Raw genomic sequence first — 14,300 nt, 5'->3', positions numbered from 1 at the left:
CCCCACCGTGGTGAGAAATGCGGGCTAGCCGCCCGCGCGGGGCAGCGCTCGCGCGGCGAACGCCTGCCGCACGAAGTCCGCCTGCTCCTCCTCGTGCAGCCGGTACGAGCCGGTGGCGGGGCTCGCGGATTCGGGCCGGCCCACGTAGCGAAGCGTCCGGCCCTCGGGAAGCGAGCGCGCGATGCGGTCGGACACGAACGACCAGGCGCCCATGTTCCAGGGCTCCTCCTGGACCCAGACGACCTCGCGGGCGCCGTAGCGGGCGAGCGTGCTGCGCACCGCGTCGAACGGGAACGGGTGGATCTCTTCCAGGCGGACGATCGCGACGTCGTCGAAGCCGGAGTCCTCGCGCGCCTCGGCGAGCGCGTAGTAGACCTTTCCGCTGCAGAGCAGGACCCGGCGGGTCGCCTTCGGATCGCGCTCGCCCACCGCGAAGGCGGGGTCGTCGAGCAGCGGCCGGAACGCGCCGGTGCAGAGCTCGTCGACTCCCGACACGCACGACGGGTGGCGCAGCAGGCTCTTCGGAGACATCACGATCAGCGGCTTGCGGAAGCTGCGGCAGATCTGGCGCCGCAGCGCGTGGAAATACTGCGCGGGCGTGGACAGATTGCAGACCTGCAGATTGTCCTCGGCGCAGAGCTGGAGGAACCGCTCGAGTCGCGCGCTCGAATGCTCCGGACCCTTGCCCTCGTAGCCGTGTGGCAGGAGCATGACCAGGCCCGACGCGCGGCTCCACTTCTTCTCGCCGCTGGCGATGAACTGGTCGATGATGACTTGCGCGCCGTTGCAGAAGTCGCCGAACTGCGCCTCCCAGACCACCAGGCGGTTCGGATCGACCGTGCTGTAGCCGTACTCGAAGCCGAGCACCGCGGCCTCGGAGAGCAGGGAGTTCGCGATGATGAAGCGCGTCCCCTCCGGCGCGAGCTTCGCCAGCGGCGTGTAGCGATCGCCGGTCTCCACGTCGTGCAGCACCGCGTGACGGTGACCGAACGTGCCGCGCTCGGAATCCTGGCCAGTGAGCCGGACCGTCACGCCCTCGCGCAGGAAGGATCCGATCGCCAGCGCCTCCGCCGTTCCCCAGTCGACGTCGCTGCCCTCGAGTACGGATCGGACGCGCTGCTCGAGCATGCGGCGCAGCTTCGGGTGGACCTCGAAGCCGGGCGGGACGTCGAGCATGGCGCGCGCGCAGGCATCGAGCGTCTCGCGCGGGACCGCAGTGACCCCGTCTCTGACCTGCGCCCCCTCCAGACCGGCCCAGAGCCCCTGATAGCCCTCCGCGCCGGCCAGCCGAGTCACCTCCATGCTGTCCTCGAACGCATCCTCGAGTCGGCGCTTCTGCTCCTCCTCGAGCTTGGCGAGTGCCGCGTCATCGAGCGCTCGCTCCGCGATCAGCCGCTCGGAGTAGATCCGCGTGACGCGCGGGTGCGAGGCGATCTTCTTGTACATCAGCGGCTGGGTGTAGGTCGGATCGTCGGCCTCGTTGTGCCCGTGCCGCCGGTAGCAGACCAGGTCGATGATCACGTCCTCGCGGAACTGCTGGCGGAACGCGATCGCGAGCTTCGCCGCGTGCACGCACGCCTCGGGATCGTCGGCGTTCACGTGGAAGACCGGTGCCTGGATCAGCTTCGCGCCGTCGCTCGGGTACTGCGTGAAGCGGTAGTCGCGGGGATCGGTCGTGAAGCCGATCTGGTTGTTCACGATGATGTGGATCGTGCCGCCGGTCCAGTAGCTCTCGAGCTCCGAGAGCGCGAGCGTCTCGAACACCACGCCCTGACCCGTGAACGCCGAGTCGCCGTGGATCTGCAGCGGGATGACCTGCTTTCGCTCGGCATCGAGTCGATGGTTCTGCTTCGCGCGGACGACGCCTTCGGCGACCGGATTGATCCACTCCAGGTGACTCGGATTCGGACAGAGAGACAGGTGCAGGCTCTTGCCGCTCCGGGTGCGACGGTCGGCCGAGTAGCCGCGGTGGTACTTCACGTCGCCCGCGCCCTGCGCGTTCGCGGGCATGAGCGAGGTCTGGAACGCCGACATGATCGCGTGGTACGGCATGTCGAGCGTGTGGGCCATCACGTTCAGCCGGCCGCGGTGTGCCATCGCGAGCACGACCTCGGCCGCGCCGAGATCCGCCGCGCCCTCGACCAGCGCGTCGAGCATCGGGATCAGCGCCTCGCCGCCCTCGAGCGAGAAGCGGTAGGCGCCCAGGAATCGCTTGTGCAGGAATTCCTCGAAACGCTCGGCGGCCATCAACTGAGAGAGCACGCGCAGGCGCTCTTCAGGGCTCGGCTCCGGGCGGTTCTCGCGCGGCTCCATTCGCGCGAGCAGCCAGTCGCGGCGCACCTTGTCGCGGATCTCCATGAACTCCGCGCCGAAGCTTCCCGAGTAGGTGCGGCGCAGGCTCGCGATCAGTTCCGTCACCGTGCCCTCGGCGAGCCCCAGGTAGTTGCCGAAGGTCACACGCCGCAGCATGTGTTCGTCGCGCAGGCCGTACTCGCGCGGCTCGAGCAGCGCGTGCGCGTCCTGGTGGCTTCCGAGCGGGTCGAGCTTCGCGATCAGGTGTCCGTGGCTGCGGTAGGCGTCGACGAGCGCGATGATGCCGACCGCGGGAACCGCGGGGGTCGGCTCCGCGGCGGCCTGCGGCCCGGCCGGCTCCGCGGCAGTCGGGCGCCCGTGCAGCTCGTCGAAGAGGCGCCGCCACGACGCGCCCACCCGCTCGCGGCCGAGCACGTAGTCCTCGTACAGCGCCTCGACCCAGGCGCCGTTCTCGCCGCAGAAGAGCTCGGCAAGCTCCTCGTTCACTTCTGGCCTCCGCTTGCGCGCATGGTAACGAGTTCTCTCTTCGACGGGAGGGTCGGGAAGTGGAGCCGGGCGGCCGTTTGCGCGGGCCTCGGCTACGATGCGCCGCGATGCGCTTCCAAGTCCTGCCCGGCTTCCGGGATTTCTTCCCGGAGGACCTCGCGATCCGGCGCGCGATCGAAGCGGCCTGGCACGGCGCGGCGCGCGCCGCCGGATTCGAGGAGTTCGACGGCCCCGTTCTCGAGTCGCTCGAGCTGTTCACCGCCAAGTCGGGCGAGGAGATCTCCGGACAGCTGTACACGTTCACCGACAAGGGCGACCGCGCGGTGGCGCTCCGCCCGGAGATGACGCCGACGCTGGCGCGAATGATCGCGTCGCGCGCGAACCGGCTCGCACGGCCGATCAAGTGGTACTGCGTTCCGGAGTTCTATCGCTACGAGAAGCCGCAGCGCGGCCGCCTGCGCGCCTTCTACCAGTGGAACGTCGACGTGCTCGGCGCGAGCGACCCCGCCTCGGACGCGGAGCCGATCGCGATCGCGCTCGACGCGCTGCGCCGGCTCGGACTCGGCGAGCGCGACGTGCGCGTGCACATCAACGACCGGCGCCTTCTCGCGCGCACGCTTCGCGATCTCGACGTCGCTCCCGAGCAGGACGCAGCCGTGCTGGCGCTGATCGACAAGCTCGGGCGCGACCGAGCGGCGGGGGAGCGGCTCGAGGCGCTGCTCGGCGCCGCGCGCGCGAAGCAGCTGCTCGGCCACTGCGCGGCGTATCCGCTCGCGAGCGCCCCGGAGCTCGGCGCCGTGCTCGAGGCCTGCCGCGAGTACGGGATCGACTCCGCGCTCGTGCCCGACTTCGGGATCGTGCGCGGGCTCGCCTACTACACCGGTCCGGTCTGGGAGATCTTCGACGCGCCGCGCGAGCTGCGGGCGGTCGCGGGCGGCGGGCGTTACGACGACCTGATCCGGTCGCTGGGCGGTCCCGAGCTTCCCGCGCTCGGCTTCGGCATGGGCGACGCGGTGCTCGGCGAGCTGCTCGCGGCCCGGGGCCTGCTGCCCGCGACACCGCCGCGTGTCGAGGTGGTCGTGGTTCCGGTCACGGCCGAGCTCGCCGGCCCCGCGCGGCGGCTGGTCGCGCGGCTCCGCGCGCAGGGCGTCGCCACCGAGGCGCCCTACGGCCTGCCGCGGATCGGAAAGGCGCTGAAGGCCGCAGACGCCGCCGGCGCCCGACGCGTCGTCATCGTCGGCCCGGACGAGTGGGCCGATGGGCTCGTCGTCGTGAAGGACCTCGCCTCGGGTGTCGAGACCCGCGTGCGCGTCGAGGATCTGACCGAGCGCTAGCGCGCGGCCGGCGCGCCACCCGCGCCCTTCACCAGCGTCGTCGCGAGCGTGAGCATCGACGCGACGTCCGAGAGGTTCGCCGGGATCACGAAGGTGTTTCCCGCCTTGGCGAGATTCCCGAGCTGCGAGACGTACTGCTCCGCAACGCGCAGGCGCATCGCGTCCTCGCCGCCGGGCAGGCGCAGCGCCTCGGCGATGTTCCGCAGGCCCTCCGCCGTGGCGTTGGCGACGGCGAGGATCGCCTGCGCCTGCCCCTCGGCCTCGTTGATCTGCAGCTGGCGCGTGGCCTCCGACTCCTTGATCACGCGCTGCTTCTGTCCCTCGGCCGCATTGATCTGCGCGTCGCGCTCGCCCTCGGAGGTCAGGATCACCGCGCGCTTCTCGCGCTCGGCGCGCATCTGCTTCTCCATCGCCTCCAGCGTCTCGTGCGAGGGCATGATCTTCTTGATCTCGTAGCGCAGCACCTTCACGCCCCATGCGCCCGAGGCCTTGTCGAGCTCGGTGACCAGCGCGGAGTTGATCGCGCCGCGCTCCTCGAAGGTGCGGTCGAGGTCGATCTTGCCCACCTCGCTGCGCAGCGTGGTCTGCGCGAGCTGCGAGATCGCGAAGCCGTAGTTCACCACTCCGTAGCTCGCCTGGCGCGGATCGAGCACCTGCAGGTAGAGCACGCCGTCGACGCCGACCTGCACGTTGTCGCGCGTGATGCAGACCTGCTCGGCGATGTCGATGGTCTGCTCCTTCAGCTCGTGCCGGTAGGCGACGCGATCCACGAACGGCATCAGGATGTGGAAGCCCGCCTGCAGCGTGCGGCTGTAGCGGCCGAGCGTCTCCACCACGTAGGCGGCCTGCTGGGGCACCACGATCGCCGTCTTGGCGATGACGAAGACGGCGAGCGCGACTACGGCGAGCACGGCGATCACGACGAACGGGTCCATCCGGGGTCCTCCTGTGCGGGTTCGGGATCAGGCGTCGCGGCTGAGCTCGAGCTCGACGCCGAGGACGCGGGCCACGCGCGCGGTCTCGCCCGGGGCGAGCGCCGTGGAGCCGGTGTTGTGCGCGCGCCAGACCGTGCCGCGCAGCTCGACCTGTCCGCGCCCGCCGGGGGCGATCGGCTCGCGCGCGACGGCGAGCTCGCCGACCGTGGACTGGCCGACCTCGCCTGCGCTGCTGCGGATCCGCGCGTAGAGCCGTCGCCGGAACGTCGCGGCTCCGACGACGCAGAGCGCGCCGAAGATCGTCCACTGCAGCCAGACCGGCCCGGCCAGGCCGAGCGCGGCGAGCGCGCCGGTGATCAGCGCGGCCGCGCCGAAGAACACCAGGAAGAACTGCGCGTCGACGACCGATTCGGCCGCGAGCAGAGCCGCGCCAAGGACGATCCACCCCCACCAAGGCATTGCAGACCCTCCGCGTTCAGGCGTTCGAGATCGGCCCGCCGCCCGCCTCGTCCACGCCCACACCCATCGAGTGATAACCCTTGTCCACGTAGACGGTCGTGCCGGTGATCCCGGCCGCGAGCGGCGAACACAGGAATGCGGCGGTGGCGCCGACGTCGGCGGCGTCGATCGCCTCGACAAGCGGCGAGTTCTTGCGCGCGTACTCGATCATCTTCTCGATGAAGCCGATCGCCGAGGCCGCGCGCGAGGCCCAGGGCCCGGCCGAGATCGTGTTCACGCGCGCGCCGTAGCGCCGGCCGGCCTCGTAGGCGAGCGTGCGCGTGTCGCTTTCGAGAGCCGCCTTCGCGGACGACATCCCCCCGCCGTAGCCCGGAACCACGCGCTCCGAGGCCATGTAGGTGAGCGAGACGAACGACGCGCCCGGGCGCAGCAGCGGGCCGAAGCGCTGCACCAGCGACACGAACGAGTAGGCGCTGGCCGAGAGCGCCGACAGGTAGCCCTTGCGGCTGGTCTCGAGCAGCGGGTTCTTGACCTCGCTGCCGTTTGCGATCGAGTGCACCACCACGTCGAGCGGGCGCGCGCCGAACTCGGCGACCATGCGGTCCGCCACGCCCTGGATCGTGAAGTCGTCGTGCTCCTTGTAGCGACGGTTCTCGCGCAGCTCGATCGGAGCGTCGGCGAGCGTGTCGTACTCGGCGTCGAGCGCGAAGATGCGCTCGAAGGCGAGCGTGCCGCCCCCGGGCATCTGCAGCGACTCGGCCAGCTTCCCGCGCTCGAGCATCTTGGTGAAGATCCCGTAGGCGGGCGGCCAGGTGCCGACGCAGACCGTGGCGCCGGCCTCGGCCAGTTTCTTGGCGATTGCGAACCCGAAGCCCCAGTCGTCGGCGACGCCGGCGACGAACGCGCGCTTTCCCGAGAGATCGATCGACAGCATCCGCGCAGGATAACAGGTAGGATCGGACCCATGTCACGACGCGATCAGATCCAGATGACCCCGGACGAGGTGCGACGCTTCATCGACTCGAAGAAGACGATCACGATCGTTTCGAACGGCCCCGGCGGCTTTCCGCACCCGATGCCGATGTGGTTCGCGCGCGATCCCGACGACTCGATCCGCATGGCCACCTACCGCACCAGCCAGAAGATCAAGAACATCCAGCGCGACCCTCGCGTCTCCCTGCTCTGCGAGACGGGAATCGAGTACCAGGAGCTGCGCGGCGTGGTGCTCTACGGCCGGGCGCAGCTGATCGACGACTTCGAGCTCGCCTGCGACACGCTGCTGCGCGCGGGCGGCCGCGGCGAGGGGCTGCCGCGCGACGAGGCCGCCGCGAAGACGGTCATGGATGCGATGCGGAAGAACGCCGAGAAGCGCTTCGTGATCCGGGTTGCACCGGAGCGCGTGGTCTCGTGGGACCACTCGAAGCTCGGCGGCGCGTACTAGCGCGTTTCCGATCGTTCACGGCGTCTCGTTCACGTCGACTGAGTGACTCGAGTTACTCGTCCATCGAGTGACACGATTCGCTTTATCTACGCACTAACCAGACAGCTCGCTCTCGAGCTCTGGGGGTGCGATGATGGTGTGTCGAGCCCGTCTCCTGCTTCTGGCTCTGGTCTGCTTCGGGATTCCGCTCGGTGCGCTCGCGCAGGGCGGTTCGGTTCTCGAAGCGACCGGCGAGGCGAGCTACCGGATTCCGATCGTCGTCCCGCCCGGACCCGCCGGGCACCAGCCCGAGCTCGCGCTGGTGTACGCGAGCGGGAACGGCCGCGGACCCGCGGGCTGGCTCGGTTTCGGCTGGTCGCTCGCCGGCGAGAGCCGGATCGAGCGCGAGACGCGCACCGCCGGCCCGTTCGACTTCGACGCGCGCAGCTGCGGCGCCGGCGGCGCGTTCGCGTGCTACCGGTCGGACTACGTTCTCGACGGGCAGGACCTGATCTGCGACTCCGGAGCCTGCGAGCCGTGCTCGGCGTCGGCTCCGTGCCGGTACCGCACCCAGAGCGACGACGGTCGCATCATCGAGTTCATGGGCGAGTCGTCCGGCTGGACGATCGCCGACCGCGACGGGCGCGTCTTCGTCTACGGCGCGTCTTCGTCCGGCGCGACGCGGCTCGCCAACCCGACGCTCCCGCCGTTCGAGGTCGCGAGCTGGCTTCTCGAGCGCAGCACCGACGTGAGCGGGAACGAGATCCGCTACGGCTACGACACGAGCTCGAGCGAGAACGTCGCCTATCTCGCCAGGATCGAGTACGGAGCGGGCAGCGCCGCGAATCGCAGCATCGAGTTCGTCTTGAACGATCCGCTCTCCGCGCCGCGCCCGGATCGGCCGGTCTGGGCCCGGGCCGGATTCCGCCAGCAGGTGGACCGGCGAGTGGCCGCGATCGAGGTGCGCGCGGCGTCGAACCAGCTCGTCACGACCTACCGGCTCGCCTACACGCAGGATCCGGATTCCACGCGAAGCCGGCTCGCGAGCGTGCAGCGGATCGGCGCCGACGCCCGGGCGGCTCTGCCGCCCTACACGTTCTCGTACTCGGAGCGCCTCGCGGGCGACGGATTCGAGCAGGTGAACCAGCCGGGCTACTTCGGGGCTCCGGCCCAGTGCCCGCCGCTCGGCGGCCTGCACGCGGATCCGTCCGGGAATGGCTTCTGGAACATCGCGGATCTCAACCGGGACGGTCTCGACGATCTGTACTTCGTGCAGGGCTACAGCGAGGTGAGCACGTCGGGCCGGACCGAGGTCGCGCTCGGAACCGGCACGCGCTTCCTGCCCGGCTCGGGGCTCGCCTGTGGCTACGCGCTCGCGCGCGGGAATCGCTGGTCGGGCGACCGCCTGTTCTTCGCCTCCACGCTCTCCGTCCCGACGCTGCAGATCTCGCGCGCCGCGACGCTCGACCTCGACGGCGACGGCTTCCTCGATCACATCGATCACGGCGGGTCGTACCGAGCGGGAAGCTTCGAGCCGGTTGCGGCGGGCGTCCGCCTCGGCGGTCCGAACGGGTTCTCCGACGCGACACTCCCGACGTCGCTGGAGCTCGCGCACCTCTGGGACTTCTCGTTCGGGAACGGCTGGAACGCGGACGACTTCTGGATCCGGATCGCGAGCACGACGAACGGATCCTCCGACACCCGCGCTCTGCTCGCGGACGTGACCGGCGACGGCCGTCCGGACCTGCTCGCGACTCGTGGCACGACCCCGTTCGACTACTGGGACGGGGCGTCGTGGAGCCCGGTCTGGCCGGACTGGACCGGCTGGGCGGTGTTCGCCAATCGCGGGCTCGCGACCGGCGCGGGCGGGCAGGGGTATCTCGATTTCGGCGACGGGCCGCTGCTCTGGCCGGCGCCGCCCGGCGTGGGAATCGAGACCGTTTCCTTCGGACTCACGAGCCGGGCGCTCGCGGACCAGAACGGCGACGGGCTGCCCGACCAGCTCACGCGCAGCAGCGTCGCGTACGGCTACGGCGCGGGCTTCCTTCCCGCGGAGCCCGTGGCGGACGTCATTCCGCAAGCGTTGATCGCCGCGCCGCTCTACGTCCGCGCGGGGCTCTACGATCTGAACGGCGACGGGTTCCTCGATCACGTCTCGGCGCAGAACGAAGGCGCAGATCCGTACTGGCACGTGCACTTCGGAACCGGCCACGGATTCAATCCGAGTGAGTCGCTGTTCCGGCGCGTGGTCGACGTGCTCGACGAGGTTGCGATCGAGGCGGACGGGATCACCGTCGGGGCGAGGTCGATTCGCGACGTGAACGGCGACGGTCGACCGGACTACGTCGCCGCCGGACGAGGAAGTGTCTTTCTGCAGAGCCGCGCGGCGAATCACGACGGAGAGCGCTCGGAGCCGCTTGCGGGCCTGCTCACGCGAGCGGCCGACCCGCTCGGCGGCTCGGTCGAGCTCCATTACGCGATGTCGGCCCAGCTCCAGACGGAGTCCGGGCTGCCCGCGAATCCCGAAATGGTGCTGCGAAGACCCGTCGTGACCCGCGTCACGCGGCGCGACGGGCGAGCGGGCACGCCCGCGATCGTCTCGGAGCTCTGGTACGGCGGCGGGGTCTTCGACTACGCCGAAAAGGAGTTCCGCGGCTTCGCGAGCGTGATCGAGACCGAGCTCGAGCAGGGCGTCGACCCGACGCGGATCTCGTCTTCGTATCGCACCGATCGGGTCTGCGCGTCGAGCCTCGCCTCGCGCGAGGTAGCGCGCGGCGAGAGCGTGATGGAGCGCGAGTCGCTCGACTACCTGCAGGTGCTCGGCGGCGGCGTCTCGGACGCGCAGCGATGGGGGCGTTGTCTGCTCGCGACCCGCACGGAAGAGGCGGTCGAGGGCAGCGAAGCGGACCGGCGCATGCGGCGCACCGTCTGGAACTACGGCGATCCGATCGACGCGAGCTACAACGTCGCGCGGCTCGAGGAGTGGGGCGAATGGAATCCCGCGACGGGCCAGGACGTGCCGGGCGACGAGCGCATCACCGAGCTCGGCTACGCGGCTGCGTCCGAGGCGTTCCCCGCGATCGTCTCGCGCGTGAACTCTCAGGTCGTGAAGGACGCGGCCGGAAACGTCTACTCGAAGCGGCAGTACTGCCACTCCGGCGCGAGCGGCTGCAGCTCGGCGGGAAACGGCAAGCCGGAAGTCGTCGTCGCGTTCCTGACGGATTACTTCGCGAGCCCGCCGATCATCGACGCTCCGCGAACCGTGACGACGATCTCCTACGACGCCTGGGGAAACCCGGCGCAGCTCACCGGGGCGGCGACGCCCGACGATCCCGACGGCCTGCGCACGGAGATCGACTACGACCCGACCTACCGGACCTTCCCGACGGAGATCCGCCGCGGCGCAGACGTAGCCGCGCCGCTCCGACCGCTCGCCACCCGGATCGACTACGCCGGCTGTCCGAGCGGGCTCGCGCCGCCGCCCGGACTCGGGCTGCCGTGCAGCGTCCGCTCTCCGACGGGCGGCGTCGAGCTTCTCGGGTACGACGATCTCGGGCGCGTGGCGCGACTCGAGCGGCCGGCGACCGGGTACGTCCAGACGCGGAGCTACGCGCTGCCCGGGGCGAGCTCGCCGGGTGAGAACGTTCTCGAAACGCGGGTCCATCGCGCCGGGGCGGCCGACCTGGTCGAGCGCGAGGTTCTCGACGGGCTCGCGCGCGTCCGTCGCCACGAGTCCCCCGGCGCGCTCGGTGAGACCGTCTTCGTCGAGCGCAGCTTCGACGACCGCGGCCGCTTGCGGACGGAGTCTCTCCCACGCGTCGGCGGGCCCGCGCTGGTTCGCGCGTACTCCTACGACGCGCTCGATCGAGTCGCGCTCGTGCTCGACCCCGACGCCAGCACCCATCACATCACGAGCTACGCGCCCTGGACGGTGATCGACGAGACGCACTTCGGCGCGCCGAGCCCGGCGAACCGCGTCGAGCGCACGGAGCGCGCCTCCGATGGGCTGGGTCGGATCGTGCGGGTCGCGAACCATCCCGACGCAGCGGGCCTGTCCAGTCCGCACGCGGTGACGGCCAGGTACGACGCCGCCGATCGGCTGTACCAGCTTCTCGATCCGATCGCGAGCGACCCGTCGCTCTGCGCGTCGCTCGAGATGGGGCCGCGCTGCGCGACACAGGATCACGTCACCGAGATCTTCTGGGACTCGTTCGGGCGCCGCGTGCGGATCGACGATCCGGATTCGGGCGTCTGGCGCTTCGAGTACGACGACGAGGGGCGCCTACTCTCGCGCACCCAGAACGACGGGTCGAGCAACTCCCGCGCCGAGCTGCGCAGCTACGATCCGCTCGGGCGGCTGGCCTCGACGCGCTTCGTTCCGAGCGGAGCCGGTGTCTCGGACGCGAGCTTCGTCTACGGCAACGACGACTCGAGCCCGGACTTCGCGAGGCTGGTCGGCGTGATCGGGGCGAGCCCCGAGGGAACCACCCACCTCTACGGATACGACGCCGCCGGTCGCCGGAGCCGCGTCCTGCAGCGCACGGCCGGATTGGAGTTCGACTCGGCCTTCGAGTACGACGAGCTCGACCGCGTGCGCCGGCGGACCTACCCCGACGGCGAGGCTATCGATTACGTGTACGACGGGCTTCGGCTGCGCGAGATCCGGGCCGACGCCGCGAATCCGGTCTTCACGGGCGCGGTCCTGCGCAACGCCGACTACGACGCGCTCGGCCGAGCGAGCTCGCTCGAGATCGGCGCGGGTCCCGGCGGCGCAGCTCTGGTGACCGAGACCTACGCGTACGATCCCGCGACCGCGCGGCTCTCGGGAATCGGGGCGAGCGTCGGCAGTCCCGTCTCGGACGACCCCGACGGGGACCGGGTCCCCGTGTCCGGCGACATCTGTCCGAACGCGTGGGACCCGGCACAGCTCGATCGGGGCGGCCTGGGCGAGGGCAGCGGTCCGGACGGGATCGGCGACGGCTGCCAGTGCGGCGACGTCGACGGGACCGGGCAGGTGACGCTCTCGGACGCCTTCGCGATCCTGATGTTCGGCTTCGGCGACGAGACGCTCTCGCGCCCCGATCTCTGCGACGTCGACGAGAGCGGTAGCTGCGATCCGTACGACTTCGTCGCAGTGTTGCTGGCCGCATGGAACGGATCGGGGGATCTGCAGGGCTGCCGCGCGACGAAGCCGCTGAATCTTCCTTCGAGCTCTCCGATCGACCTCGAGCTGGCATTCGACGGCCTTGGCCGCCTCGTCGCCCAGACAGGCTGGCTCGGGGCCGAGTCAGTGAGTCGGAGCTACGCTTACGATGGCCTCTCGAGACTGTCGAGCGCGACCGGTCCGTGGGAGAAGGCGAGGGGTCGCCAGGAACCCGTCACCTGGACCTGGCGCTACGACGCGCTCGGAAACCCGCGCGCGCAGGCCAGCAGCCTGCCCGAGAGCTGGGGCGGGGACCACCGCACGTGGGTCTACCAGCACGCGAGCAAGCCGCGCTTTCTCTCGGAGTTCGTCGCGGCGGGAGAGCTCTGGGAGGCGATTTTCGCCACGGAAGGCGGCGAGCCCGCGCGGATCGATCTCGGGGCCGGCTACGGGACCGAGACCTTCGCCTGGAATGCGCGCGGCAAGCTGCATCGCTACGGGGGCTCGAGCTACGAGTACGACGCGTTCGGGGATCTTGCGCGAACCGCGATCGGATCGGGTGCGCGCGCGACGTCGATCATCCACGTCGCCGGCGACTTCGAGTACGACGTCGCTGCGCGCCGCGCGAGCAAGTACTTCTCCGTCGGCGGAGTGCGCATCGCGAGCCTGGCCACGTCCTGGGTCGCGCCCGCCGCCTCGGCTCCCATCGCCAGCCTGCTCGCGTCGGGAATCGCTGCGCTCCCGCCCGCGGCCGCCTCAGCGACTCCGAGCTCGGGCCCGGGAAGCCACGGCCGCCACGCCGAGCCGATTCTCGCGCACCTCACCGACCACCTCGGCTCGGTGATCGGCTCGGTGAATCGTGACGGGGTCGTCGTCGAGACGCGCGACTACGCGCCGTTTGGCGAGTCGATCGCGCAGCTCGGCTCGTTCGCGGTCGGGCAGCGCTTCACGGGGCAGCCGCAGGACGACGCGGCCGAAAGCCTGTACAACTACGGCGCGCGCTTCTACGAGCCTCGCTGGGGGCGATTCATCTCGCCGGACGAAGTGGTGCAGAGCTTCGACTCACAAGGCCTGAATCCGTACTCGTACGTGTTGAACCGCCCGACGAGTCTGGTCGACCCCAGCGGGCGATTCGCCGGCGTCTCCGCTCCGTACGGAAACACGATCGCGCTGCTCGGCGGCTGCAACCCGACCTACACGACCGTGCGCGACCCGTCGTCTGCGCAGCGCGACACGGAGGTGAGATCGGACGTCTGGAACACACCGCTCGCAGACATGGTCGCCGAGATGCGGCTCGCCGACGCGGCCTTCCCGCCGGTCCCGATGGTCCTGAACCTGACGCGGATCCTGCTCGTCGATTTCCACGCCTTCACGCTCGGCACGTTCTCACAGCTCGTCATCAATCCGTTCATGAGTCTCGGCAAGCTGATCGACCGCACGCTGAACGGGGACCTGAGAGGAATGGGCGACGCATCTCAATGGCTGATCGAAGGTACGCTGGTGCCGCGCTACGCATTGCAGAATGGACCGTATTGGGGCCGAGACCAGACCAGCAACGACAAGCTCGACAGCGTGCTGGACGAAGCGGGATTCGAGCACGACAGGCTCTGCGCGAAGGGCTGCACCAACCGAGCGCCCCGCACCTGGATCCGGATCGCGTGGAGCGACCCCTGGCGACTCGGACCCTACGGCCAGGCGTATCGGCTCGCTGGCACGGCTGCATTCAGCGCGCGGATCGCGTGGCGCTCCATGACGGGCGAGCCGTGACCGAACGACGTCGCCTCGTCTTGGTGGTGGCGCTCCTTCTGGCCGCTGGCGCATGTTTGCCGTTTCCGCGCTGGACCTATACCGCCCGAACCCAAGTGAGATCCGAGACCGAAGAGGGCGGCTTTTCTGCGGCGGAGATCTCGCGCGCCGAGCGCTTGGCTGCGAAGGTGGCGCGAAGTGTCGGGATGAAATCGGAGCTCCAGGACGCCTCGTATCTCGAAGTCGAAGAGACGATCAGCGACGCGGAGTCTCCGCCGAGGGACTTCCTGAGTACGCACAAGCTGAAGCGGTCTTTCGCAATGGCGATCGAGCTCCGGCTGGAAGTCAGCGAGGACCGGCGCGTGCTCTGGTTCTCCGTCTCCGACTACGAACACGGCTCGCCTACGCCTGAGGTCGCTCGAATCACGGCGCGGCTCCGGGAGCGGGTCGAGGCCGAGTTCCCA

8 protein-coding genes are annotated in these 14,300 nt (G+C 70.1%); 4 read left to right on the top strand and 4 right to left on the bottom strand.

The window, feature by feature from the left end:
* Positions 1-24 precede the first annotated feature (24 nt).
* Positions 25-3,012 carry a 2-oxoglutarate dehydrogenase E1 component gene (locus FJ108_15600; protein MBM4337308.1) on the bottom strand — a complete coding sequence of 996 codons (2,988 nt, stop codon included), beginning with the start codon at positions 3,010-3,012 and terminating at the stop codon, positions 25-27.
* On the opposite strand from FJ108_15600, the gene hisS reads away from it, so the two are divergent.
* Positions 2,907-4,133, top strand: a complete 1,227-nt coding sequence (hisS, locus tag FJ108_15595; GenBank protein MBM4337307.1) for a histidine--tRNA ligase — start codon at positions 2,907-2,909, stop codon at positions 4,131-4,133. The genes FJ108_15600 and hisS overlap by 106 nt on opposite strands.
* Here hisS and FJ108_15590 read toward each other — a convergent pair.
* The 3 genes from FJ108_15590 to FJ108_15580 are packed head-to-tail and all read right to left on the bottom strand — an operon-like array spanning position 4,130 to position 6,461.
* Positions 4,130-5,068, bottom strand: coding sequence for a paraslipin (locus tag FJ108_15590; GenBank protein MBM4337306.1), 939 nt, complete (start codon positions 5,066-5,068; stop codon positions 4,130-4,132). The genes hisS and FJ108_15590 overlap by 4 nt on opposite strands.
* A gap of 27 nt (positions 5,069-5,095) precedes the next feature.
* Positions 5,096-5,527 carry an NfeD family protein gene (locus FJ108_15585; GenBank protein ID MBM4337305.1) on the bottom strand — a complete coding sequence of 144 codons (432 nt, stop codon included), beginning with the start codon at positions 5,525-5,527 and terminating at the stop codon, positions 5,096-5,098.
* Positions 5,528-5,543: 16 nt separating this feature from the next.
* Complete coding sequence (locus FJ108_15580; protein ID MBM4337304.1) at positions 5,544-6,461, bottom strand: enoyl-[acyl-carrier-protein] reductase; 918 nt, start codon at positions 6,459-6,461, stop codon at positions 5,544-5,546.
* A 30-nt stretch (positions 6,462-6,491) separates the two neighbouring features.
* On the opposite strand from FJ108_15580, the gene FJ108_15575 reads away from it, so the two are divergent.
* The 3 genes from FJ108_15575 to FJ108_15565 form a co-directional block, all read left to right on the top strand.
* Complete coding sequence (locus FJ108_15575) at positions 6,492-6,968, top strand: pyridoxamine 5'-phosphate oxidase (GenBank protein MBM4337303.1); 477 nt, start codon at positions 6,492-6,494, stop codon at positions 6,966-6,968.
* 130 nt (positions 6,969-7,098) lie between these two features.
* Positions 7,099-13,857, top strand: coding sequence for a hypothetical protein (locus FJ108_15570; protein MBM4337302.1), 6,759 nt, complete (start codon positions 7,099-7,101; stop codon positions 13,855-13,857).
* Between the two features lie 95 nt (positions 13,858-13,952).
* Positions 13,953-14,300, top strand: a 348-nt coding sequence (locus tag FJ108_15565) for a hypothetical protein (GenBank protein ID MBM4337301.1), incomplete at its 3' end; no start/stop codon positions are given.

Source organism: Deltaproteobacteria bacterium (genome assembly GCA_016875225.1).
In the GTDB taxonomy this organism is placed as follows: Bacteria; Myxococcota_A; UBA9160; order SZUA-336; family SZUA-336; genus VGRW01.
Note: the sequence above shows the minus strand (reverse complement) of the source record. Positions and strands in the feature narration are given on the sequence as shown.